Origin of the sequence: Corynebacterium sp. MSK041, from assembly GCF_030232265.1 — a bacterium.
In the GTDB taxonomy this organism is placed as follows: domain Bacteria; phylum Actinomycetota; class Actinomycetes; order Mycobacteriales; family Mycobacteriaceae; genus Corynebacterium.
This window is the reverse complement of the sequence record NZ_JASPJK010000002.1, coordinates 104,393-127,819: the sequence shown is the minus strand read 5'-3', so window position 1 is coordinate 127,819 and position 23,427 is coordinate 104,393. Positions and strand designations below refer to the sequence as shown.

Genomic DNA, 23,427 nt, shown 5'->3' with positions numbered 1-23,427 from the left:
AAAGGCGCGACGTTCTGTGATCAACACTGGCTTTCCCCTTGATGGTCCCACCTTGGGTGAGATCGGGGAGGACGCTGTTATCCGCTCCATCATTGAAGCCAGCCCTTCGGCTGTGAATGGTGATGATGCAGCTGTGCTTCATCCGCCGTCCCCTAATTCCCGGATGGTTGCCACGACCGACATGATGGTGGAGGGGCGCCATTTCAGGTCGGATCTGACCACCCCGTTCCTGTTGGGGCGAAAGGCTGTGGTGCAGAACTTTGCCGATATTGAGGCGATGGGGGCTCGCCCATTAGCCGCGTTGCTGTCTTTTTCCGCACCCAGCAGGACTCCAGCTGCGGTGGTGGCGGACATCGCCCGCGGTATTGGCACGGAATTGGATAAGTACGGCACCGAGCTCGTGGGTGGAGATGTGACGGCGGGGCAGAGCCTAGTTTTGTCGATCACCGCGATCGGCTCCCTCGGCGGCAATCGCCCACCCTTGACGTTGACGGGTGCGCGTGCTGGACAAACGGTGGTGGCGCATGGGCGAATTGGTTACTCAGCTGCGGGGTTGGAGCTGTTGGAGTCCGGCATCACTATTCCGGCAGAACTGGAGCCGCTCGCGCATGCTTACCAGTCGCCGGAGCTCACGCCAGGGTGCGGCATGGTTGCGCGTTCAGCTGGCGCTACCTCGATGACGGACAATTCGGATGGTCTGCTGCATGATGTCGGAGTTTTGGCGCAGCGCTCTGGTGTCCGGATTGATTTGAACTCCGATGCGATCGCGCCAGATGCGTTGTTGGTCAAGGCCGGTGAGATGCTGGGGGTTGATCCCTGGAAGTGGGTATGTGAAGGAGGGGAGGACCACACGTTGATAGGCACCCTGCAGGCCGAGGCGCCGGTGGGTTTCCGTCCCATCGGGACGGTGCACAAGCCAAGTAGTGAGAGCGGGTCCAGTGCCGCAACCACCTCCAGCATCTCCGTGACCATCGATGGGAATGCGCCACAGTACACACGCGGGTGGGAGAGTTTCTCGTGAGTCTTCCCGTTCACCCTTCGTGGCAGGAGCCGCTGGCCAGCGTTGAGGATCGTATTCATGCGATGGGGGATTTCCTCCGCACACAGCCAGCGTATTTGCCGGCGGGGAAGGACATCCTTCGGGCTTTTCAGGATCCGTTTGAGAGTGTCCGAGTACTCATCCTTGGCCAAGACCCGTATCCCACACCGGGACATCCGATGGGCTTAAGTTTTTCTACGCAGCCCGGAGTCAAGCCGCCGCGTTCCTTAGTGAATATCTATGCAGAGCTTTTCGACGACTTAGGCATCCCACCCCGCACCGACGGCGACCTAAGCTCCTGGGCAAGCCAAGGGATCATGCTGCTTAACCGAGTTCTCACCGTTGCGCCGGCGCAACCAGGCTCCCACCGTGGCAAGGGCTGGGAAGAGGTGACGGAGACGGCGATTCGTGCGCTTGCTCAGCGTGGAACACCGCTGGTTGCCATTTTGTGGGGCAGGGATGCGCAGACCGCGAAGGGCTTCTTGGGGAATACGCCGTGCATTATGTCTCCACATCCATCACCGCTTTCAGCACGCCGTGGTTTCTTTGGTTCGAGGCCGTTTTCCCGTGCTAATGAGGCTCTTGCCGCACAGGGCGGGACCGGTGTCGACTGGGCATTGTAGAGTTAATGGCCATGACTTCTGCTGAGACTATTGATGGTGCCCGACTCCTGTCATGGGCGCGCCGTTCAGCAGATGAATTGGGCCGTCACCGCGAAGAGATCAACAGCCTGAATGTTTTCCCCGTCCCGGACTCGGACACGGGCTCAAACATGGCTTTCACCATGGCTGCTGCCGTGCGTGAAGCTGCGGAATGTGAAGCTGACGCCACCGCTGATGTTGTTGCGGAGGCTCTGGCCGTCGGCAGCATCAAAGGTGCTCGTGGCAATTCCGGTGTGGTCCTATCGCAGGTGCTGCGTGGCGTTGCCCAGGCAGCAGCAGATGGGGAGTTGGATGGCAGCGCTGTCGCGGCGGCTTTGGGCAATGCCGTTGCCTTCGTGGAACGCGCTATTGCGGAACCTGTTGAAGGCACCATCATTACGGTCTTGCGGGAGGCGGCGAGGGCGGCGGAGGGGGCGTCGATAAGAAATCTTGATTTGAGCGATGTCACGGCGGCGGCTTTGGCATCCGCTGAAGAAGCTCTTGCGAACACTCCTTCTCAGCTGGCTGAACTGCGCGAAGCCGGTGTTGTGGATGCGGGCGGTACAGGCTTGGTGTTGTTGCTCAAGGTGCTTAATGCTGAGGTGACTGGTGGCAGTATTCATGGAACCGCGGGGGATGACGCGGAGCATGAGAGCGCACATGATGAGGCGGATCATTCCCATGGGGTAGCAGGCTGGCTGGAAGTCCTGTTCATGTTTGAAGGACCGTTGGATGAGCTTGAAGCTGTGTTGGCCACGATGGGCCGTAGCCTTGTGATCGCGCGAGCGACGGATACACATGGCAAGGTACACATTCACACGACGGCAGCTGGTGCGGTGATTGAGCGAGTTTTTGAGCTCGGTGCCGTGAGTGACCTGCGGTTGGAGATCCTGCCGGATGCCACCCCGATGCACGAAGCGCGACGCGTTGGTCGTCTCATTGTGGCAATTACGCCGGTTGGTTCGCTCATGGATTTGTACAACCGCGCGGGCGCTGTGGCGGTGGCTCCGGGGCCCAACGTGGTCGCGGACGTTTACCGCGAAATAGCGGCTTCCGGTGCGCATGAAGTGATCATTCTTCCTAATGGGCAGCTTGACCGGGCTACCCTGGAGGAGATCGAAGCGACAGCGGCGAATGAGTCCTTGGCGCTGACGCTGCTCCCCACTGTCCGCCTGGTCAACGGCATCGCGGCGGTATCTGTCCATGATCCGCGCCTGCCTGTTGATGAGGCCGCAGCAGTGATGAGCGAAGCTGCTGAGGAGATGGCCGTGGCGGACATTGTGGCCACAGATGGTGGTGTGGAAGTCGTCGCACGCGACACGCTGATTGTGCGGACCGAAAGCCTAACCGCAGCCGTGCGGGACGCAGCTACAGTGATGTTGGATGGCGGTGGGGAACTGGTGACAGTTTTGGTCTCCCCGCAGGATGTGGCCAACGTAGATGTGGAGGCGCTGGAAGCTGACCTTGACGCTGAGGTCGTGGTGTATCCCGCAGATGGGTTAGGCTCGGCCGGACAGCTCGGAGTGGAGTAAAACATGCTGGGTCTGACTAATTTCACCCCTCTAAACTTGGTCATTCCCACGGCACCTGCGCGCGCGATTGCGAAGCACCTCGGGATTGAGACAGTTGCTGGTCTCCTAGAGCACTATCCCCGCAAATACCTGCAATACGGCACGGGGGACGCGTTGGATGGTGTCCTGCCCGATGACACGATCAGTTTCATCGGCAACGTGGAGAGCGTGCGCACCATCACGACGTCCAAGCGTCCAATTTTTAAAGCCGTCATCACCGATGGGTCTCAATCGATTGAGGCTTCCTTCTTCGGCGCGAAGTATGCCCCGCGGGTACTCAAGCCTGGCGTGCGCGCGATGTTCACGGGCAAGGTGAAATTCTTCAGGGATCAGCCGCAGATACAGCACCCGGATTTCATGATCCTGTCTGCACCGGGGACCCCTCAAGCAGGCAGCAACAAGGGGGCGTCCACTGGGTCGATTAAGAAGCTCTCGGTCTTTGGGGATCCGGATGAACTTCTGGCTGGACGTGATTATCTTCCCGTCTATCCAGCCACGAAGAACCTGTCTACGTGGACGATCATGGGTGCTATCAGTATGGTGCTGGACACCATTGAAGAGATTCCTGAACCGCTGGGGTACACGCCACCTGGCCTGCTGTCTTTGCATGAGGCGCTCAATCAGATTCACAACCCCACCTCGCAGGGACCGCACGCGGCGATGGAGCGACTCAAATACAACGAGGCATTGAGCGTCGCGCTTGTCATGGCTATGCGTAGGCGTGATGATTCCTACCGTCAAGCCACCGCGCTGCCACGCAAGCCTGATGGGGATATGTCACACCTGGTGGATCATCTTCCGTTTAAGCTCACCGCCGGGCAGGCAAAGGTACTTGAAGAGATCTCCGCTGACCTTGAGCGCAGCACCCCCATGAGCCGGTTGCTGCAGGGTGAAGTGGGTTCCGGTAAGACCATCGTTGCTCTTGCCTCGATGTTGCAAGCTGTTGATAACGGCATGCAGTGCGCCCTGCTTGCACCGACTGAGGTGCTCACCCTGCAGCACGAGAAGTCCTTGCGCAAGACCCTCATGCAAACGGGGGTGCACGCGCGCGTTGTTGCGCTGACAGGGTCCATGTCCACGGTGCAGAAACAGGAAGCGCTGTTGGCGATTATGACGGGTGAAGCTGACATCGTCGTTGGAACTCACGCGATTATCCAGGACATGGTGGAATTTTTTAACCTTGGCTTCGTCGTGGTGGATGAGCAGCATCGTTTTGGGGTGGAACAACGCAATCGTTTGCGTGATAAAGCAGGGGAGAACACACCGCATCTGCTGGTCATGACAGCAACGCCGATTCCCCGCACCATCGCCATGACGGTGTTCGGGGACCTGGCTGTGTCCACCTTGACTGAACTTCCCGGTGGACGTAAACCCATCCAGTCCGCGGTTGTCCCTGAGTTCAAGCGGGCGTGGGTGGAACGGGCCTGGGAGAAGATAAAGGAAGAGGTTTACAGCGGCCACCAGGCCTACGTGGTGTGCCCGCGTATTGATGGTCCAGGGGGCGTTCTTGAGGTCGCCGACACGCTAGAGCGCCGCGAGCTCGAAGGGCTCACCATCGGTGTCCTGCACGGTCGCATGAAGGGTGAAGAGAAGGATCACGTCATGTCCGCTTTCACCGCGGGAACAATCGACGTGCTGGTCTCCACCACGGTCATTGAGGTGGGCGTGGATGTGCCCAACGCCACCGTGATGATGGTGCGCGAATCAGAGCATTTCGGTGTTTCCCAGCTCCACCAGCTCCGCGGACGCGTTGGCCGTGGCGGTCACGCTTCGTTGTGTCTCTTCCACACGTTCGCGGAGGAAGGATCGCCCCAACTGGAACGCGTCACCCGGATTGCGGAAATCTCTGATGGTTTCCAGCTCGCCGAACTTGACCTGGAAACCCGCTCCGAGGGTGACGTTCTGGGCACATCCCAGTCCGGTACGGACCGTCAACTGCGGTTGCTGAATCTTGTGCAGGACTATGAGATTATTCAGCGCGCGTACGACGATGCGGCGGACTACGTGGACTCTGCGCCCGAACGTGCACGGGAGATCGCCGAGGATCTCTTCCTCGACCCCTTTGATTATCTGAACAAGAGCTAACTCAAGCTAGAGTGTTGCGCATGAACCGCATCATTTCGGGTGAAGCCCGAGGCCGGAAGATCAAGGTCCCACCGGAGGGCACCAGGCCCACTGCTGATCGTGCGCGTGAAGGCTTGTTTTCCTCGTTGCAGGTCCGTTTCGGCTTCGCCGGACAAAATGTGCTTGATCTATTTGCCGGCTCCGGAGCCCTCGGCTTGGAAGCTGCGTCCCGTGGCGCGGCTGAGGTCGTGCTGGTGGAAAACGACCCGCAAGCGGTAGAGATCATCCGCTACAACGCGGGGGTTGTTGGTCACCCGAACGTGCACATCGAACCCGTGAAAGCATCGACCTATGTTGCCCGTGCCCCGCGTGAGCATTTCACCATGGTCTTGGCGGATCCGCCGTATGAGCTTGCGGACGAAGCGGTGGTGGACATGCTCAACGCCCTCATCCCCGCCCTGGCTGATGAGGCTGCAGTGGTGATTGAACGCCACCGTGATAGCCCGGAGACAGCGTGGCCGGAGGGATTCACGCCCACTGGGCAGAAGCTGAAGAAGCGGCTGTATGGTATCGCTCGTATGGATATGGCCACGTTCCACCGCAGGAAGGACGAGGAATAGTGACGAAAGCAGTGTGCCCCGGATCCTTTGATCCCGTGACAAACGGCCACGTGGATATTTTCACACGTGCCGCCAAGAGCTTCGAGGAAGTCATCGTCCTTGTCACCGCGAACCCGAACAAGCAAAGTGGCTTGTTCAACATCGAAGAACGCATGGACATGATTCGTCAGGCCACCAGCCACATCCCCAACATCACGGTGGACACATGGGGTGGGCTGTTGGTGGACTACACCACGGCAAACCATGTGGGTGCCTTGGTGAAGGGCCTGCGCTCTTCCCTGGACTACGACTATGAGCTGCCGATGGCGCAGATGAACCGTCGCTTGTCTGGGGTAGATACCTTCTTCCTCATGACGGATGAGAAGTATGGCTACATTTCCTCATCCCTGTGCAAAGAAGTGGCTAAATATGGCGGCGACGTGAGCGGACTGGTGCCTGATCACGTCGTGGAGGCCATGAACGCCAAGTTCAAGGATTAGAAGCACTCGAGAAATCTCACCACTTCCTGAATATGCGCACCTGTTTCCCCAGGTCGGCGCTCTTGCGATGAGAGATTTCTCGAACGCTAGAAGATAGAGGAAAGAAATTCCTTCGTCCGCTCGTGCTGCGGGTTGTCCAGCACCTGCTCCGGCGTGCCGTATTCGACAATCTGACCGTCAGACATGAAGGCTACGTTGTCAGCCACCTCATGGGCGAAGGCCATCTCATGGGTGACCACGAGCATGGTCATCCCAGAAGCCGCTAGTTCACGCATGACGCGGAGGACTTCACCGACGAGTTCGGGGTCAAGGGCGGATGTGGGTTCGTCGAAAAGCATGAGCTTCGGATCCATCGCAACCGCACGAGCGATGGCAACACGCTGCTGCTGACCACCCGAGAGCTGTACTGGATACGCCTCAGCCTTGTTGGCCAGGCCGACCTGCTCAAGCAGTTCCATCGCGCGCTTCTTCGCGGCCTCCGGCTTCATGCCTTTGACATGGATCGGCGCTTCGATGATGTTCTCCAGCGCGGTGCGATGACCGAAGAGGTTGAAGTTCTGGAACACCATGCCTACCTCGCGACGCTGCAGTGCGGCTTCTTTCTCGGAGATTTCATGCAACGCACCGTTCTTCTCCCGGTAGCCGATGAGCTCACCATCGACGTACAGGCGACCAGCAGTGACCTTTTCCAGGTGGTTGACACAACGCAGGAACGTGGACTTGCCGGAACCAGAGGGGCCAATGAGACAGGTGACCTCTCCCTTATTCACCTCTAGGTTGATTCCCTTGAGCACGTCAAGAGTGCCAAAAGACTTCCATACATCAACGGCTTGAATCATAGGGGTGCTCATTTAAGAGTTCCTTTCCACGACGGTGACGTTGTTCGGGGCCTTACCCTCAGCGTCAGTGAGTGCCGCCAACTGGCGGGCGGTCAGTTCGCGGGTAACACCGCGGTCAAAATAGCGCTCCAAGTAGTGCTGGCCAACCATAAGGATGGATGTGATGATGAGGTACCACGTTGCGGCAACAAGCAGCATGGGCACTGGCTCGAAGAGCGCGGCAGCGATGTCTTGGCTGCGGCCGTAGAGCTCGAGGGAGTAGGGGACAGCGACAACGAGGGAAGAGGTCTTCAGCAGCGAGATGAACTCATTTCCGGTAGGTGGGATGATGATGCGCATGGCTTGCGGCAGCACGGTGCGGCGCATAGTCATGCCCCAGCCCATGCCCAAGGCTTTCGACGCTTCAATCTGGCCAGCAGGCACCGAGTTCACACCAGAACGGACAATCTCTGCCATGTAGCCAGCCTCGTTGAGACCCAAGCCGATCACGGCGAGGGCGAAAGCAGAAGACGTCAGTGCGTCGAGGGAAACCTCTGTAAACCCTAGGTTGATGGACTGGTAGATCGCACCAATGAGACCCCAAAAGACCAACTGCACGTAGATCGGGGTGCCACGGAAGACCCACAGGTACAGCCAAGCGATGGATTTGAACACTGGGTTCGGCGACATGCGCATCACTGCCAGCACCACGCCGAGCACAACACCGATGATCATGGACAGAACAGTCAGCGCGAGGGTGTGACCAGCAGCGGTAAGAATGCGGGTGTCAAAGATGTATGCCCTGTACGTGGACCACCCATAGGCATCACGGCCGGCGGCATCGACGATGAACAAGATGAACAGCGCAACGAGGATAGCTGCGGTGATCCACCGTCCGGGATGGCGCAACGGTTTGGCTTCGATGCGCTCTGGGCGTGTGGGTTTGAGCGTCATGGTTATTGTCCTCCCACGGGTTGTTCGTTAATAAGAGCTTGGTCGAGCATGCCTGTCTTCACATTCCACTGCTCCATGATGCGTTCGTACTCGCCAGTGTCGATGAGATGCTGCATGGCAGCGGCCAATGCTGGCCCCAGTGGGGAGTCCTTCGGCACAGCAATGCCATACGGTGCCGCATCGAACATCTCCCCAACCAATTCGAGCTTGCCGTCTGAGCGGTCCACAGCCCACGCGGAAACAGGGGAGTCCGCACTCAGCGCATCGGCGCGACCGACGAGCACAGCAAGAGCAGCGTTGTCCGACGTGTCGTAGGAGAGGATGGTGATGGGGTTGCCTTGCTCCTCACACTTGGCGGCCTTCGGCCGCACATCATCCGTTTCGGAGACGGTGGTGCGCTGTACAGCCACGGTGAGACCACAGGGGTTAGCCGGATCAACATCGTTGCCAGGAGATTGCGCCCACTGGATGCCGGCGTAGAGGAAATTGACAAAGTCAAAGTTCTGTCGGCGTTCCTCGCTATCCGTAAAACCCGACATGCCAGCATCAAGCGTGCCTGCTTGCACTGCGGGGAGAATCATGGCGAAGTCTTGGTCAACAGCGCGGAATTCCAAGCCCATGACGCTAGCTAGGGCGTGGCCCAAATCCATCTCCATCCCCACGATTGCGCCTTCCGAGTCCTTAAACTCGAAAGGCGCGAACGGTGGGTTGGCGCCAATGGTGAAGAAACCGTCCTGACGGACATTGTCCGGCACCATTGCTGCGATCTTGGGTACTTCAGCTGGGGTAATTTGTTCCCAGCCGTCTGGATTCCCGCCTTCTACGTTGGTGACACAGCCACTCAACGCGCCGACAGTAGCGGCGGTGAGCATGGCGGTGGCCACCTTGCGAGGTTTAAACATAAAAAGAAGCATACAATGCCTTCGAATGAAGATTATTGTATGCCTCTGGATAAAGTGGAAGAATTTTTAAACGCTGATTGAGCAGCGCATTCTTGGATTATTAGCGTGGCAGTTTGGACATGATCAGCTGAATAATCTGACCAATCACCGTCACACCAACCGCAAGGATCACGTAGTTGATGATGGCCTGGGTGACACCCTGGGAGCTCTGCTCCGTATTGTCAGAAGACATCAGACGGTACGGTTTCACCACCATGTCGAAGAAGCCCTTGGCGCTATCTTCCTTCATCGACGAGGCCTTCTCCGGATCAAAGGCATTCTCAATGCCGCGACCAATAGCGGTATCAGCACCCTTGGTGCTCTTCGCGGGTTGTGCATGAACAGCGGGTGCAGCGGAAAGGGCCAAGGTGGCAGCGGTGGCAACGGCAATCATCTTTGTACGCATGACAGTGAAGTGTAGCTTTACTAGCCCCAATACAAAACTGAATTGGTGTACAGAAACCTACAATCGCGGTGGAGTTGCGGAGTTTCACACGGATAACGGCCCGGCCGAACGGTCACCGCGCAGGCGTTTGATCACGTTCTCCGCTGAAATCAAACACATCGGCACACCCACGCCAGGCACGGTTGTCGCCCCAGCGTAGTAAAGGTTTTTTAATTTCCGTGATGCGTTCCGTCCTCGGAGGAATGCTGATTGTTTCAGTGTGTGCGCAGGCCCGATCGCACCACCGGCCCAAGCGTGATAGCGCTCTTCAAAATCAGCCGGGCCTAAAGTGCGTCGGACCATGATGCGCTGGGGCAAATCAGGAATCCCGCACCATGCAGCCACCTGTTCAATAGCAGAATTTGCGATAGCTTCCACCGTTTCGGAGGCATGCACGTGGTACGCATCGCCGTGCCCAAGATTTGTGTCAGCTGGCGTAGGAATGAGAATGAAAAGGTTTTCATGGCCTTCTGGCGCTGTGCTCGGATCCGTCGCGGAAGGCTTGGAAATGTAGATCGACTGGGACGCGCCGTTTCGCCGACTAGCCACTGGGTCACGGAAAACCGCACCAAAGTCGTCAGACCAATCGGCACTAAACAGCAGGTTGTGGTGTTCAAGCTGGGGGAGTGCGCCCTTCACGCCAAGCATGACCAGCACCGTGCCCAAACCGGGGTTGCGGGCGGCAAAGTACTCCTCGCTATACGTGCGTTTATCGTGAGGAAGCAGCTGTGTCTCAGTGAATTTCAGATCCGCAGCAGACACCACGATGTCAGCAGAAAGCTTTTCGACGTCCCCGTTATCCCGCCCTACCGTCACCCCGGTAGCTCTATTCCCCTCCGTATCAATTGCTGTCACCGCGGTATTCAGCTGAATGTCAGCGCCGTAGGCGACAGCTTGACCCGCAAGGGCCTGAACAACGGCGGTGAATCCACCGCGGGGGTACTTCACTCCTTGGACAAGATCTGTGTGGCTCATGAGGTGATACATCGACGGCGTGTGTGCCGGATCAGATGACAGGAACACCGCTGGGTAGGAGAGCATTTGGCGAAGCCGTGTGTCAGTAAACCGTCTCGCCACAAAGCTTTCCAGGGAGCGGGTGAGGTACTCGGCGAGTTTGGAGTAGTTCCGCCACACCGCGGGCACAAAGAACGCAGCCGGGGAGCTGAATGTGGTGTACAGGAAGTAGTCCACTGCCAGCCGGTAGGTTTCCCCGGCGCTATCCAGATAGTCCGCCAGCGCCACACCCGCTCCAGGCTCGATGGATTCGAATAGAGCGATGGCTTCACCACGGTTAGAAGGCACATCAATATAGGTGGCTCCCTCAGGGAAGAGCCGGTAGCCGGGATTGAGATCCACGAGATCAAGGACATCCGCAGTGCGCGTGCCACAGAGCTCAAAGAAATGGTCAAAAGCCTCGGGCATGAGATACCAGGACGGACCGGTATCAAAACGAAAGCCGTCGACATGGAGATCTCCGGCGCGGCCGCCGATGGCATCTAGGCGTTCGATCAGCTTCACGGCATAGCCCTCCTTGCCCAGCAACGCGGCTGTGGCCAGACCAGCGATGCCAGCACCAATCACAATGGCGGTGCGCCCGGCATGCACACCTTCATGCGTGGTCATTGCCGTGGATCCTCCGAGAACGAGGACATGCTTTGGCGCTGGCCAGCAACACGGGAAGCGGCACGTGCCGTTAACCACAGCTTGCGTCGACGGGGAACACTAATGCGTGTTGTGGCTAGTACGGATGCCGGCGTCACATCAATCATGTTTGTCAGTTCCTCGAAAAGATCGGCTGCCGCAACAACTCCGGCTCGTACACGGCGGGGGAGAAGGCCGATGGATTGCCGTGCTACCGCAAGATCTGCGCGAATATCAGCAACGATGGCATCTTTGGCAGCATCATCGAGTGGTTGGTTCGCGGCTGGATTGATTCCGGGGAAATAGGAACGACCGAGCTCGCGTGAGTCGACTGCTATATCTCGGAGGAAATTGACCTTCTGGAAGGCCGCGCCCAAGGAGCGTGCGCCCTCGGCAAGCTTTGCCTCCTCGGCAGGGGAGAAAGGCATGCCTGCGGTGAACGTCGATAAGCAAAGAAGCCCAATGACTTCCGCTGAACCGTACACATACTCATCAAAGTCATTTTGTGTGTACGTGGTTTGGTTGGCGTCCCTGCGCATGGAAGTGAAGAAGGCGGTGATATGCGCAGGATCAAATGCGCAGCGTCGTGCTGTTTGGGCGTAGGCGTGAAGGATAGGGTCGGAGTGGAAACGCTGAGACGGCGCGGCAAGCACAGCGACTTCATACGCATCGAGCAGCGCAGAAACATCAGCCACCGACGCTTGCTGCGCAGTACCATCCACAATCTCATCCGCAATGCGGACTACCGCATAAAGGTTCCGGATGTCTACCTTGGTCTGCCCGGGGAGTAGCTTCGTGGCCATGGTGAAGCTTGTGGAATACCGCTTCATCACCGCGGCCGCAGCATCGCAACACATCGCGTCGTATCGCCGCAAAAAGCGATCCGAGGACATTGCACTCATAGGACATAAGTTAGTGCGTGGCGGCCAGAATGCCGAAACGGTACGGGCCTTGACATATGCACAGGCGTGTATTTTTTAACAAGAAATTCGTTGAAAACTCTTAACATTGGGCTGGACCATGCACTAAATTCATTTCATCATGTGAAACCCGCCCCGCTGCGGCTGGCATAGGAAAGGTCCATACGTGGAAACCGTCATTACAACGCTGAATGGCCTGATTTGGTCCAACTGGCTCGTTTATCTTTGTTTGGGCGCCGGGGTGTACTTCACTCTGGTGACCTTGTTCCTGCAGGTGCGCTGCTTGCCGGACATGATCAAGCAGGTGTCGTCGCGGGAAGACTCCGCTGACGGTATTTCGCCGTTCCAGTCCCTCATGATCTCGCTTGCCGGCCGCGTCGGTGTGGGCAACATCGCAGGTGTGGCCACCGCGATTGCCTTTGGTGGCCCGGGCGCTGTGTTCTGGATGTGGATCGTGGCCTTCCTTGGGTCCGCCACGTCCTACATTGAGTGCTGTCTGGCTCAGATCTACAAGGAGAAGGACCAGGACACGGGCGAATACCGTGGTGGCCCGGCCTACTACATTGAGAAGGCCTACAAGCACACCAAGGCCGGCAAATTCGCTCTCGTCTACGCGATCGTCTTCGCGGTCATGATGATCCTGGCCACGTCCTACTTCCTGCCGGGCGTGCAGGCCAACGGTGTGTCTGGTGCAGTTGAGAACGCCTGGGCGGTTCCGACATGGGCTACCGCCCTTGTCATGGTGACTCTGCTGGGCATCATCGTCATCGGTGGTGTGAAGCGCATCGCGTGGTTCGCCTCCATGGTCGTGCCCTTCATGGCACTGATCTATGTGATCGTGGCCATCGCCGTGCTCTTTGTCAACGCATCTGAGATCCCGGAGGTCTTCGGGCTGATCTTCCGCTCCGCATTCGACAAGGAAGCAGCATTCTCTGGCCTCCTTGGCTTCGCCATTATGTGGGGCGTCAAGCGCGGCATTTACTCCAACGAAGCTGGCCAGGGCACCGGCCCGCAGTCCGCTGCTGCCGCCGAAGTTTCGCACCCGGCGAAGCAGGGTTTTGTTCAGTCCTTCGCTGTGTACGTTGACACTTTGCTCATCTGCTCCGCTACCGCGTTCATCATCATCTCCACCGACATGTACCGCGTGTACGAGAACGGCATCGAAGACGGGCCAGTACGTTTCAGCGGTGCTGTGGCGGACACAGTTAAGGTCGGCCCCGGTTTCGTGCAGTCCGCACTTGACTCCTTCACCCCGGGCCTTGGCGCGAGCTTCGTGGCGCTGGCCATCCTGTTCTTCGCCTTCACCACGATCGTCGCCTACTACTACATGGCTGAGGTCAACTTCACCTACCTGAACCGTTGGATCAAGAATGAGAAGACCCGCTCCGTGATCATCTGGTTCCTGCGTGTCCTCATCCTCGGATCCGTCTGGGTGGGCGCCACCACCACCCCGGGCAACGCATGGGCACTCGGCGACATTGGCGTGGGCGCGACAGCTTGGCTGAACATTCTGGCCATCCTGGTCATCCAGGCGCCCGCCCTTAAGTGCCTGTGGGATTACCGCCGCCAGAAGAAGGCCGGCCGCGACCCCCAGTTCGACCCTGAAGCACTGGGCATCAAGAACGCCGATTTCTGGGTTGCACGCAAAGCCGCCATGGTTGAGGCCGGCACATGGGAGACAGGCGAGCTTATCGACGAACTCCGTCTCAACGACCCCATCCTCGACCGCTACCCACGCATTTAGTGGGATAACAGCCTCTGGAGCGTGCTGATTTCAGCGCACGCGATCCCGTGCGCTATTCTTTCCAGAGCACGCCCCAGTAGCCCAATTGGCAGAGGCAACGGATTCAAAACCCGTCCAGTGTGAGTTCGAGTCTCACCTGGGGCACGGTGTGAAGTCTCGAGACATAGTTCCGGTTATGTCTCGGGGCTTCTTTCTTTTAACCCGAGACCTGGGTGTTGACAGTATGCCCTCAACTTTCCGAAGTTCAGTGCAGTCCAGGTGTTTTAATGGGGGTTCTGCACGATATTCGAGAATGGTGCAGCGGGGAGCCACGCAGGAGCGCGGTGAGACCTCACCGTCTACTGGCGGCTAGTCCACCTGCGGCTGCTATTGGGTGGGTTCGAATTCCACGAGCTCACCCTCGCGCCCGTTGATCACCAGGCTTATAGCATGTGTACCGGGGTAGTAGGTACGCGTGCTGGTGATCCGGAACGGGTGTGTCTTGGTCACGACACGGGTTTCACCCGGCTCAAGCGTGTATTTGCCAAGGCGGAAAACGCTTGGTTTGCGGGTTCCGTTCTTCTTGAGGAAGTGAACGCGGTATTCTGCCAGTACATTCGCGGGCGCATCGCCCGTGTTAATGAGCGTCGCTGAAAGAGTCGCCTTCTCCCCAATACCCACAGCGTGGGGGAATTCGGGGCGAGTCATGGTGATGGCGGTAGGTGACGAGAACCCGGCCAGCTCCAAGGCCTCACTGTGACCTTGCTTGATCAGCCCACGCAACCCGCGTTCCACTACCCATGCGGCGTGCGGTGCACCGCTGTCTGCCCATCGCCGAGCAGTTGCGAGCGCCAAGTCCGGTTGTGTTCGTCCGATGTCGTTGAGGTTGTTGGCCACGGATTTACGCACGAAGAGCGATTCATCCGTATATAACCGGTCCAGCACCGGAATGATCGGGGAAGGATCCGCCACAAACGGTGTGTGCACCTTTGCCCATGGCAGGCGTGGTCGGATGCCCTCAGAAGCCAGACGACGCACGTTGTGGCTGTCCGAGCCTGCCCACTCATGCACCCGCGCCATGGTCAGCTCCGGGTAGCGCTCGAGGAAGGGACGCACAGCCCACTCGCCAGTAAAGGCCCTCGTAAGAGCCTCGATTGCACCTAGAGAAACCTCCGGATTATCCACCCCGTATAGCTCAATAAAACGACTCACCGGCCACAAGTGAAATGCGTGGTTGAAGTAGCCCTCGCCCTCCGCAAGCTCGGGCCCAAGCTTATCGACGATCCCTCCAACCACCTCCGTATAGTCCCCCGCAAGCCTCTCTCGAAGCCCCTGAGCAAACACAGTCACACGGTCCAGGATCTCTAAACTCTCAACGCGCGGCGCGACCCACGTGGCGTATTCCGCACCATCAATCCCCAGTTGCGCACCGAGTTTCTTTGCCGTGTCAGCGTTGAAGTAGTCCTTCAATTTGGGGGCCATGACTGTGCACAATACCGGGTGTGGAGAAACCTCTACATTTCACTGCGTGACTACTTTTTATTGGCCATAGCCAGTTCATTAATTCTTGCTACGTTCTGCGCCGGGTTCTCAATCGAGAGGATCAGCCGACTGAAGTCTTCGTTGGTTAGTTCAATAACTACGGCATCCTCGTATCCACTGACATTCCAAAAGTGTTTCTCTCCTCCAGTGCGGAATGTTCCGGCAAACTTCTTCCCCTGTGCGAGCCCCGGCCCACGGAAGCCTTTCGGTTCATCTTTGATACCCGGGTCGTGGGTGGCGCCTCGAACATGGCTCCACGGCACCTTGATAGAGCCTTTAAAGGACCAAACTTTGTTCATCCCAACGGGTTCAATAATGAGTGCGTTGTCAGTAAAAGTAAGCCTATTGATCATTGGTGGTCTCCTTTGAGCTTTCCGCTGGCGCGGTTGAGTAGGTGTTTGCCAAGGACGGCGTTGTCTTTTCCAAAGCACAGAACGCTTGCGTCAAGAATGAGGCCTCGCATCTCGTGGCTCGTAGGTGCAACTTCAACGAGGGTGACCACAACGAGGTTTTTTGCGTCCTCGGTCACTTCTCCGGCCTTAGCTTCTTGGCACACTGCCTCCAGTGCTGCATGGAGCAGGCCGTGCTTCGATCCAAAGAGCTTGTAGAAGCTCGAGCGGTTAATCCCAAGGGAAGAAAGGATTGCATCTACGGGTGGAGCATTAAATCCGCGTTCACCAAATAGCGCAATTGCCTTGCGGATAACTTGGTCTTCATCAAACTCTCTTGGCCTGCCCATGACTTTCATACTATTTATTCTGGAATGAAATGTCCAGAACCTTCAAAAAAGGAATCTGAAGGTCTATTTATGAGGTAATGGGGAGACTGCACATAAACGGGAAGTACTAAACAGTAAGGAACGCAATGGTCATCAGTGCATCGTCGGCAAAGATCGAGATACCTAACCGGCTTCTTTCGCTAGATGTGGTGCGTGGAATCGCGGTATGCGGCATCGCCTTCGTTAACGTGACGCAGATGTGGAATATGTACCCAGCGTCGACAAGCAATACCCAGGCTTGGACATGGGTGAACCTCCTTGTAAACGAACGGTTCTTTCCTGTTTTTACCTTCTTGTTTGGAATCGGCTTTGCCATGATTACCCGTTCGGCACGGAGACGCGGACGAGTGGAATGGCAGATCATGCTGCGACGGCTCATTCCTCTGCTTCTCCTTGGGCTAGTGCATACGATATTTCAGCCAGGTGAGGCCCTCACGCCCTACGCAATTGGTGGACTCGTCTTCCTGTTTCCTTTGACTTTCCTACCGTTGGAGAAGAGACGAGGAATCGCACTCGCACTTGGTGTGATCCTCACCCTCGTCGGCGTGTATTTTGGTGGTGTTTTGCTCATTCCAGGTCTGCTCCTACTTGGCTTTGCCGCATCGGAGTGGCGCGTTCCGGAGAAACTGGATGAGCACCCGAAGCCAGCAGCGTTAGCACTGCCGATACTCATCTTGCTCACCGCCATCGGCAGCTACATTCAATACCTTCACCGCGATCAAGCGGGCTTCTCACCGCATTCTTCGATTGCCGGCTTCCTGTTCGCTGCAACATGGGTTGCGGCTGTAGTCGTCATACTGCGCACGCCTCTGCGACAAGGATTCGAGGTAATCTTTGCCCCATTAGGCCGAATGGCTTTAACCAACTACATCGGAGCAACAATGATCCTGCTGGCAATCAGGCCGGTGTTGGGCATTCCCGCCGAACAAGGATCGGCTACGAACGCCTCCTTCTTCACGGCATGGGCAGTGGTTATGGTCATGCTGACTGCACAGATGATTTTCAGCGCACTTTGGCTCAAGAAATTTAGCCAGGGTCCGTTGGAGAAACTATGGCGGAAGATTACGTGGGGCACCGGCCTTCGTATGGCCTCCTAAACGAGTGAAGGGTAGTCCTGTAACCCTAAATCGGGGTGCAGCTGGCACGGGTAAGGTAGGACAGCGTGACTTCCGCTGATAATTCCTCTGCTAAGAAACGTCTTCTGCTCATTGATGGCCACTCGATGGCCTTTAGAGCTTTTTATGCACTGCCGGTGGAGAACTTCTCCACCTCGGGTGGGCAGCATACGAATGCGGTGTACGGCTTTTTGTCCATGTTCGCGAATATTCTCGCGGATGAGAAGCCGACGCACGTGGCGGTGGCCTTTGATATCGGACGCAAGACGTTCCGCACGGAGCGTTTCCCGGAGTACAAGGCGCAGCGTGAATCGGCGCCGGAGGAATTCAAGGGCCAGGTGCCCATCATCCAGGATGTGCTGGGGGATCTTGCCATTGTCACGTTGACCAAGGAAAACTACGAAGCCGATGACATTCTGGCCACGCTGACCACGCAGGCGCAGGATGACTACGAGGTTGTCATCGTCACCGGTGACCGTGACTACCTGCAACTGGTCAATGACACGGTGACCGTGCTGTATCCCACCCGTGGTGTGTCCACCTTGACACGGTTCACACCGGAGGAAGTAGAGAAGAAGTACGGACTCACCCCGGCGCAGTATCCGGATTTCGCGGCACTGCGCGGTGACCCGTCAGATAACCTGCCCAATATTCCGGGCGTAGGGGAGAAGACCGCGACGAAGTGGATCGTGCAGTACGGGGATCTCCAAGGCCTGATTGATCACGCGGATGAGATCAAGGGCAAGGTCGGTGAATCCTTCCGCGAGCGGATTGAGCAGGTACAGCTGAACCGGGAGCTTACCCAGATGGTGTGTGACCTGGAGCTGCCAGTCGGTCCGGATGAGTTGGAGCTCAAGCCAGCAGACGTGAACGCAGTGGCTACCGCGTTTGATGATCTGGAATTCGGTGTGAACCTCCGCGAGCGAGTGCTCGCCGCCGTGCCACATGACGGTGCACTGCTTGATGCCGAGGACTCAGCCGACGAGACCCTTGAACTCACCATCGATGACGGACCATTGGATGAATGGCTCCAAGAGCGCGAAGGCCAAGGCATGGCCCTCTACGTCGTGGGTACCGCGGTGCCGGCGGGTGGGGATGCGCAGGCGGTGGGGGTCGTGGATAAGCAAAGGCACGCTATTACGCGCGAAGTAGGGGAACTGAGCCCTGCTGAAGATGCGGCCTTCAAGGCTTGGATTGAATCGGATGCGCCGAAGTACGTACATTCGGCGAAAGCTACGTGGCACATGCTGCGAGGTCGTGGAATGACTCTGCATGGCATTGCGCATGACACGGCGATCGCGGCGTACTTGCTGCGCCCAGGCCAGCGCACGTATGACCTGGCGGATGTGTACCAACGCCACCTGCAGCGACAGCTCGCGCCGGCGAGTGAGCAGATGAGCTTGCTGGATGAGGACACCTCGGTGGTGGATTCCGCAGTGGCGATCCTTGAGCTGGCTGAAAAGTTGACTGGTGAGCTGCGCGAGATCGATTCCTATGAGCTTTACGCGGATCTCGAGTTGCCACTTGTGACCATCCTCGCGGAGATGGAAGAAAACGGCATTGCAGTTGACGTGGATGTGCTGCGAAATCAGCAGAAAGAGTTCGCGGAGAAGGTCGCTGCTGCTGAAGAAAAAGCACGCCAGCTTGTTGACGAGCCTTCGCTGAACCTCTCTTCCCCCAAGCAGCTGTCTGTGGTTCTCTTTGACAAGCTTGAGCTGCCCAAGACTAAGAAGACGAAGACGGGTTATTCCACCGCAGCGAAGGAAATTGAAGCACTGGCGGCGAAGAACCCGCACCCGTTCCTCGATGAGCTGCTCGCGCACCGTGAGTACCAGAAAATGAAGTCCACGCTTGAGGGCTTGATCAAATCCGTGGGGGAGGACGGCCGTATCCACACCACGTTCAACCAGACGGTGACATCGACAGGGCGTTTGAGTTCCACGGATCCGAACCTGCAGAACATTCCAGTGCGCACGGAGGCGGGCCGCCGGATTCGTTCCGCGTTCACGGTGGGCGAGGGCTATGAGTGCCTGCTCACCGCTGATTACTCGCAGATTGAAATGCGCGTGATGGCGCATCTTTCCGAAGACCCGGGCCTCATCGAGGCATACAAGGAAGGGGAGGACCTGCACAACTTCGTAGGTTCCCGAGTCTTTGATGTTCCTATCAGTGAGGTCACCCCAGAACTTCGCCGCCGCGTCAAGGCGATGAGTTACGGCTTGGTCTACGGCCTATCGGCCTACGGTCTGTCCAATCAGCTGGGAATCCCAGCGGGTGAGGCGAAGCAGATTATGGAGAACTATTTCCAGCGCTTCGGTGGCGTCAAGCGTTACCTCGACCAAGTTGTGGAGCAGGCCCGCCGCGATGGATACACTTCCACCATCTTTGGCCGTCGCCGCTACCTGCCGGAGCTGAATTCCGACAACCGTGTGGCACGCGAGAACGCGGAGCGTGCGGCATTGAATGCGCCGATCCAGGGAACTGCTGCGGACATCATCAAGGTCGCCATGATCCGCGTTGATCACGCGCTGTCAATGACGCAGCTTGCGGGCAAGACGTTGGCCTCGCGTGTGCTGCTCCAAGTGCACGACGAGCTCGTTGTGGAGGTCGCTCCGGGTGAGTTAGAGCAGGTGCGCGCGATCGTGGAAAAGGAGATGGACCGTGCGATCACCTTGAGTGTGCCGCTCGAAGTTTCTGCCGGCACGGGCAAGAACTGGGACGAGGCGGCCCACTAGGCAGCATGAGCAGGCGGGTTTAGTCCGCCTTTGACTCCGACTCGGAGTCGAGGGTTTCCATCTCGGACTCGAGGCCCTCCTTAAACTCCTCAAGGTCGAGGCTAGATTCCTCGGCGAGCTCCGCAAGAGTCATGTCTGCGAACTCGCTGTCTGGATCCAAATTGTCCTCATCGGCAACGAGGTCAACTGCGGCCGTGCGAACCTCGCTCTCCTTAGCCAGGTGATCGCGGTAGTGGAAGTACTGGTACACCATGATCGCGATGACAAAGAGGCCCAGGTAACCCAAGATCGGGTAGAGGTTAGCCACCAGCGTTTTGAATCCAATGAAGGACAGGATGAAGCCAATGATGCAGGCGACTACGTACACCTTGTAGAAGTTTTCCGGGTTATCACGGGTCAGGCGCTTAGCTAGGGCGTAGATCATGCCCAGGCAGGTGTTGAACACCATGAGGAAGATCACCCATGTCATCACCTGGCCCAGGACCGGATTGAAGTTGAACAGCACGGTCAGCAGGGGCATGTCATCGCCATTGACGGCCTGCGCTTCGATGAACAAGGTGACCACGAGTAGAGCAAGCATCAGTGCGTATAGCGCGCCCGCGATAATGCCACCAATGCGCACGGACTTGTTATCAAAATTGTCACCGCCAATGACGATGGCCATGGACACCGTGCATAGTGCGTTAAGCCCCGTGTGGTTGAGTGCACCGAGCCACCAGGTTGGTGCGCCCGTGGCGCCAGCGACATGTTCTTTGGTCCATGCACTTTGTGCGGCAAGATCCACGCTCGCATGGGTAAACGTCCAGAAGGACGCAATGAGCACGAAGATGATCAACAGGGGAGTGACCAGGCCCAAGATGAAGGAGATCTTGTCCACATCCAGGCGGCCCACCAACAACATGATGATGAGCATGGCTACACCGCCGACATATATCGGCCAGCCGTAGGCCTGCTCCAAGTTGGAGCCAGCCCCAGCGAACATGACAAAGCCAACACTGAACATGCACGCGATGGCGGACCAGTCCATGATCCTTGAAGACAGACCATCAGAAACAGCGCCGAACACACGCGTGTGCTCCGTTGCGCGGAAGTAGGAGCCGAAAGCAAGGAAGGCCACGGCCGCAAACGCCATGACTACACCTGCCAGGGCAATTCCCCATAGCCCCATGTGCCCATATGACACGAAGTATTGGAAAGCCTCCATGCCGGAAGCGAAACCAGCACCAACAACCACGCCAATGAACGCGAAACCGATACCGATACCGCGTTTTAACATAAAAACACCACCTATGCGCCCAGGTAATACCTTGGGCCGCTATGAAAAATTTGTTTGAATACACAAGCCTAATAGCAAGAGTAAGGAATGCTGGAACCGTCCGCGGGAGCGTCGATAGCAATTGTTTGTTGGCGCGCGGGCCTAAAGTTTGATCAAGCTGGGGAAATAGACTAATCTCGTACGAGCGTGTCTACGCTTTTGTCGCGGATCCGGTCATTATAGGAGGGCCGCCCGTGCTGGAAGCGAGATCGAAACCCCAGCTCATACGGGGCTTTGCCGTGCGTGAGCCGGAGTGTCGAGAGATGCGCTCATGTCCATTTGCTATCTCCTATCCGTTTCGGAGCAACATAACTTATGCCCACTTCTACTACCCCGCAGGTTGCCATCAACGACATCGGCAGCGCTGAGGATTTTCTTGCCGCAGTTGACGCGACCATCAAGTACTTCAATGATGGCGACATTGTCACCGGCACCGTCGTCAAGGTCGATCACGACGAGGTTCTCCTCGACATCGGATACAAGACCGAAGGCGTCATCCCGACCCGCGAACTGTCCATCAAGCACGACGTCGACCCAGATGAGGTCGTCCAGATCGGCGATGAGATTGACGCACTTGTCCTGACCAAGGAGGACAAGGAAGGTCGTCTGCTTCTGTCCAAGAAGCGTGCACAGTACGAGCGCGCATGGGGCACCATCGAGGAGCTCCAGGCCAACGACCAGCCGGTTACCGGTACCGTCATCGAGGTTGTCAAGGGTGGTCTCATCCTCGACATCGGTCTCCGTGGCTTCCTGCCGGCTTCCCTGGTTGAAATGCGTCGCGTGCGTGACCTGGATCCGTACATCGGCCAGGAGCTCGAGGCCAAGATCATCGAGCTGGACAAGCACCGCAACAACGTTGTTCTGTCCCGCCGTGCATACCTGGAAGAGACCCAGTCTGCGGTCCGCTCCGACTTCCTGCACCAGCTGGAGAAGGGTCAGGTCCGCAAGGGCGTTGTCTCCTCCATCGTCAACTTCGGTGCATTCGTTGACCTCGGCGGCGTTGACGGCCTGGTCCACGTGTCCGAGCTGTCCTGGAAGCACATCGACCACCCATCCGAGGTTGTCACTGTCGGCGACGAGGTCACCGTCGAGGTCCTCGACGTGGATCTGGACCGCGAGCGCGTGTCCCTGTCCCTCAAGGCAACCCAGGAAGATCCGTGGCGCGTCTTCGCCCGCACCCACGCTGTGGGCCAGATCGTCCCGGGCAAGGTGACCAAGCTCGTCCCGTTCGGTGCGTTCGTTCGCGTCGAGGAGGGCATCGAGGGCCTCGTCCACATCTCCGAGCTGGCTCAGCGCCACGTCGAGGTACCGGACCAGGTTGTTGGTGTTGGTCAGGAAGTCATGGTCAAGGTCATCGACATCGACCTGGACCGTCGTCGCATCTCCCTGTCCCTCAAGCAAGCAGATGAGGACTACTCGGAAGAGTTCGATCCGTCCCGCTACGGCATGGCCGATTCCTACGACGAGCAGGGCAACTACATCTTCCCGGAGGGCTTCGACCCGGAGACCAACGAGTGGATGGAAGGCTACGACGAGGCACGTCAGGAGTGGGAGGCCCGCTACGCCGAGGCTGCACGCCTGCACGAGGCTCACACCGCTCAGATCGAGCGCAACCGTGCTGCCGCAGCTGAGGCTGAGGCTAACGGTGAGGGCGCTACCCCGACCAACTACAGCTCCACCTCCGGCGATGCTGCAGCTCCGGCAGCACCGTCCGCTGGCGAAGCTGAGCAGGGTGGCTCCCTTGCCTCCGACGAGCAGCTCGCCGCTCTGCGCGAGAAGCTAGCCGGCAACTAGTGGCGAGTCGCTGAGGCGTCTCACCACTAGGACCTAGGCAATAGCCCTAGACAAAAAGGCCCGCACCGAAAGGTGCGGGCCTTTTTCTCTGCCCTGAACTCGACTACGGGCCGCCTCCCGCGCCATGCTTCGCTCTCGGCTACTCACGCGTGCGCCTACTTCGGTGCAGCCGGTTACATTGCGCCGGTAACTAGCAAACGTTAGAAAATCTCTATCACGGTCTTTATCCGAGCCGAGTTTTCGCGATGTAGTTTTTTACACGCACCCGGCGAAGGAGAGTGTCTTTGGACAA

The 23,427-nt window shown here is 57.8% G+C and carries 20 protein-coding genes and 1 tRNA gene; 11 read left to right on the top strand and 10 right to left on the bottom strand.

Annotated elements, in window-relative coordinates:
- The first annotated feature begins 16 nt into the window (after positions 1 to 16).
- The 6 genes from QP968_RS02935 to coaD are packed head-to-tail and all read left to right on the top strand — an operon-like array spanning position 17 to position 6,414.
- Positions 17 to 1,021 (top strand): thiamine-phosphate kinase, encoded by a 1,005-nt coding sequence (locus QP968_RS02935; protein ID WP_284854939.1) that lies wholly within the window; start codon positions 17 to 19, stop codon positions 1,019 to 1,021.
- Positions 1,018 to 1,662, top strand: a complete 645-nt coding sequence (locus tag QP968_RS02930) for a uracil-DNA glycosylase (RefSeq protein ID WP_284854938.1) — start codon at positions 1,018 to 1,020, stop codon at positions 1,660 to 1,662. The genes QP968_RS02935 and QP968_RS02930 overlap by 4 nt, the downstream gene beginning before the upstream one ends.
- Before the next feature lie 11 nt (positions 1,663 to 1,673).
- Positions 1,674 to 3,212 carry a DAK2 domain-containing protein gene (locus QP968_RS02925; RefSeq protein WP_284854937.1) on the top strand — a complete coding sequence of 513 codons (1,539 nt, stop codon included), beginning with the start codon at positions 1,674 to 1,676 and terminating at the stop codon, positions 3,210 to 3,212.
- 3 nt (positions 3,213 to 3,215) lie between these two features.
- Positions 3,216 to 5,336 carry an ATP-dependent DNA helicase RecG gene (locus QP968_RS02920; protein WP_284854936.1) on the top strand — a complete coding sequence of 707 codons (2,121 nt, stop codon included), beginning with the start codon at positions 3,216 to 3,218 and terminating at the stop codon, positions 5,334 to 5,336.
- 20 nt (positions 5,337 to 5,356) lie between these two features.
- Positions 5,357 to 5,935: an RsmD family RNA methyltransferase gene (locus QP968_RS02915; protein ID WP_284854935.1), complete on the top strand. Its 579-nt coding sequence runs from the start codon at positions 5,357 to 5,359 to the stop codon at positions 5,933 to 5,935.
- Positions 5,935 to 6,414 carry a pantetheine-phosphate adenylyltransferase gene (gene coaD, locus QP968_RS02910; protein WP_284854934.1) on the top strand — a complete coding sequence of 160 codons (480 nt, stop codon included), beginning with the start codon at positions 5,935 to 5,937 and terminating at the stop codon, positions 6,412 to 6,414. The genes QP968_RS02915 and coaD overlap by 1 nt, the downstream gene beginning before the upstream one ends.
- A gap of 86 nt (positions 6,415 to 6,500) precedes the next feature.
- Here the strand turns inward: coaD and QP968_RS02905 are convergent, their stop codons facing one another.
- The 6 genes from QP968_RS02905 to QP968_RS02880 form a co-directional block, all read right to left on the bottom strand.
- On the bottom strand, positions 6,501 to 7,265 hold the full coding sequence (locus QP968_RS02905) for an amino acid ABC transporter ATP-binding protein (protein ID WP_284854933.1): 765 nt from the start codon (positions 7,263 to 7,265) through the stop codon (positions 6,501 to 6,503).
- On the bottom strand, positions 7,266 to 8,186 hold the full coding sequence (locus tag QP968_RS02900) for an amino acid ABC transporter permease (protein ID WP_284854932.1): 921 nt from the start codon (positions 8,184 to 8,186) through the stop codon (positions 7,266 to 7,268).
- Between the two features lie 2 nt (positions 8,187 to 8,188).
- Positions 8,189 to 9,088: an ABC transporter substrate-binding protein gene (locus QP968_RS02895; protein ID WP_284854931.1), complete on the bottom strand. Its 900-nt coding sequence runs from the start codon at positions 9,086 to 9,088 to the stop codon at positions 8,189 to 8,191.
- Between the two features lie 100 nt (positions 9,089 to 9,188).
- Complete coding sequence (locus tag QP968_RS02890) at positions 9,189 to 9,533, bottom strand: hypothetical protein (protein ID WP_284854930.1); 345 nt, start codon at positions 9,531 to 9,533, stop codon at positions 9,189 to 9,191.
- An 84-nt stretch (positions 9,534 to 9,617) separates the two neighbouring features.
- The gene (crtI, locus tag QP968_RS02885; protein WP_284854929.1) at positions 9,618 to 11,195 is read right to left on the bottom strand and encodes a phytoene desaturase family protein; all 1,578 of its coding nucleotides are present in this window, start codon (positions 11,193 to 11,195) and stop codon (positions 9,618 to 9,620) included.
- The gene (locus QP968_RS02880; RefSeq protein ID WP_284855106.1) at positions 11,192 to 12,106 is read right to left on the bottom strand and encodes a phytoene/squalene synthase family protein; all 915 of its coding nucleotides are present in this window, start codon (positions 12,104 to 12,106) and stop codon (positions 11,192 to 11,194) included. The genes crtI and QP968_RS02880 overlap by 4 nt, the downstream gene beginning before the upstream one ends.
- Positions 12,107 to 12,299: 193 nt before the next feature.
- Between QP968_RS02880 and QP968_RS02875 the strand changes: the two genes are divergently transcribed.
- Both QP968_RS02875 and QP968_RS02870 read left to right on the top strand, forming a co-directional pair.
- Positions 12,300 to 13,877 carry an alanine/glycine:cation symporter family protein gene (locus QP968_RS02875; protein WP_284854928.1) on the top strand — a complete coding sequence of 526 codons (1,578 nt, stop codon included), beginning with the start codon at positions 12,300 to 12,302 and terminating at the stop codon, positions 13,875 to 13,877.
- Between the two features lie 70 nt (positions 13,878 to 13,947).
- Positions 13,948 to 14,021: transfer RNA gene (locus QP968_RS02870), tRNA-Leu, on the top strand.
- Between the two features lie 222 nt (positions 14,022 to 14,243).
- On the opposite strand, the gene QP968_RS02865 is transcribed toward QP968_RS02870, so the two are convergent.
- The 3 genes from QP968_RS02865 to QP968_RS02855 are packed head-to-tail and all read right to left on the bottom strand — an operon-like array spanning position 14,244 to position 16,146.
- A complete protein-coding gene (locus tag QP968_RS02865) occupies positions 14,244 to 15,338 on the bottom strand; it encodes a DNA alkylation repair protein (protein WP_284854927.1) in 1,095 nt (364 codons plus the stop codon).
- Between the two features lie 50 nt (positions 15,339 to 15,388).
- Positions 15,389 to 15,751, bottom strand: a complete 363-nt coding sequence (locus tag QP968_RS02860; RefSeq protein ID WP_284854926.1) for a hypothetical protein — start codon at positions 15,749 to 15,751, stop codon at positions 15,389 to 15,391.
- A complete protein-coding gene (locus QP968_RS02855; RefSeq protein ID WP_284854925.1) occupies positions 15,748 to 16,146 on the bottom strand; it encodes a TetR/AcrR family transcriptional regulator in 399 nt (132 codons plus the stop codon). The genes QP968_RS02860 and QP968_RS02855 overlap by 4 nt, the downstream gene beginning before the upstream one ends.
- A gap of 116 nt (positions 16,147 to 16,262) precedes the next feature.
- On the opposite strand from QP968_RS02855, the gene QP968_RS02850 reads away from it, so the two are divergent.
- Positions 16,263 to 17,273, top strand: coding sequence for a DUF418 domain-containing protein (locus tag QP968_RS02850; protein WP_284854924.1), 1,011 nt, complete (start codon positions 16,263 to 16,265; stop codon positions 17,271 to 17,273).
- A 65-nt stretch (positions 17,274 to 17,338) separates the two neighbouring features.
- On the top strand, positions 17,339 to 20,026 hold the full coding sequence (polA, locus tag QP968_RS02845; RefSeq protein ID WP_284854923.1) for a DNA polymerase I: 2,688 nt from the start codon (positions 17,339 to 17,341) through the stop codon (positions 20,024 to 20,026).
- A gap of 19 nt (positions 20,027 to 20,045) precedes the next feature.
- Here the strand turns inward: polA and QP968_RS02840 are convergent, their stop codons facing one another.
- Positions 20,046 to 21,302 carry a YkvI family membrane protein gene (locus QP968_RS02840; RefSeq protein WP_284854922.1) on the bottom strand — a complete coding sequence of 419 codons (1,257 nt, stop codon included), beginning with the start codon at positions 21,300 to 21,302 and terminating at the stop codon, positions 20,046 to 20,048.
- Between the two features lie 354 nt (positions 21,303 to 21,656).
- On the opposite strand from QP968_RS02840, the gene rpsA reads away from it, so the two are divergent.
- Positions 21,657 to 23,135 carry a 30S ribosomal protein S1 gene (gene rpsA / locus QP968_RS02835; protein WP_284854921.1) on the top strand — a complete coding sequence of 493 codons (1,479 nt, stop codon included), beginning with the start codon at positions 21,657 to 21,659 and terminating at the stop codon, positions 23,133 to 23,135.
- The last annotated feature ends 292 nt before the right edge of the window (positions 23,136 to 23,427 follow it).

Bases quoted from the DNA above. Each gene is read 5' to 3' on its own strand.
- QP968_RS02895 (WP_284854931.1), bottom strand. From the start codon at position 9,088: ATGTTTAAACCTCGCAAGGTGGCCACCGCCATGCTCACCGCCGCTACT.
- QP968_RS02900 (WP_284854932.1), bottom strand. From the start codon at position 8,186: ATGACGCTCAAACCCACACGCCCAGAGCGCATCGAAGCCAAACCGTTG.
- QP968_RS02860 (WP_284854926.1), bottom strand. From the start codon at position 15,751: ATGATCAATAGGCTTACTTTTACTGACAACGCACTCATTATTGAACCC.
- QP968_RS02925 (WP_284854937.1), top strand. From the start codon at position 1,674: ATGACTTCTGCTGAGACTATTGATGGTGCCCGACTCCTGTCATGGGCG.
- QP968_RS02905 (WP_284854933.1), bottom strand. From the start codon at position 7,265: ATGAGCACCCCTATGATTCAAGCCGTTGATGTATGGAAGTCTTTTGGC.
- crtI (WP_284854929.1), bottom strand. From the start codon at position 11,195: ATGACCACGCATGAAGGTGTGCATGCCGGGCGCACCGCCATTGTGATT.
- QP968_RS02850 (WP_284854924.1), top strand. From the start codon at position 16,263: ATGGTCATCAGTGCATCGTCGGCAAAGATCGAGATACCTAACCGGCTT.
- QP968_RS02890 (WP_284854930.1), bottom strand. From the start codon at position 9,533: ATGCGTACAAAGATGATTGCCGTTGCCACCGCTGCCACCTTGGCCCTT.
- QP968_RS02920 (WP_284854936.1), top strand. From the start codon at position 3,216: ATGCTGGGTCTGACTAATTTCACCCCTCTAAACTTGGTCATTCCCACG.
- QP968_RS02840 (WP_284854922.1), bottom strand. From the start codon at position 21,302: ATGTTAAAACGCGGTATCGGTATCGGTTTCGCGTTCATTGGCGTGGTT.
- QP968_RS02915 (WP_284854935.1), top strand. From the start codon at position 5,357: ATGAACCGCATCATTTCGGGTGAAGCCCGAGGCCGGAAGATCAAGGTC.
- rpsA (WP_284854921.1), top strand. From the start codon at position 21,657: ATGCCCACTTCTACTACCCCGCAGGTTGCCATCAACGACATCGGCAGC.
- QP968_RS02865 (WP_284854927.1), bottom strand. From the start codon at position 15,338: ATGGCCCCCAAATTGAAGGACTACTTCAACGCTGACACGGCAAAGAAA.
- QP968_RS02855 (WP_284854925.1), bottom strand. From the start codon at position 16,146: ATGAAAGTCATGGGCAGGCCAAGAGAGTTTGATGAAGACCAAGTTATC.
- QP968_RS02880 (WP_284855106.1), bottom strand. From the start codon at position 12,106: ATGTCCTCGGATCGCTTTTTGCGGCGATACGACGCGATGTGTTGCGAT.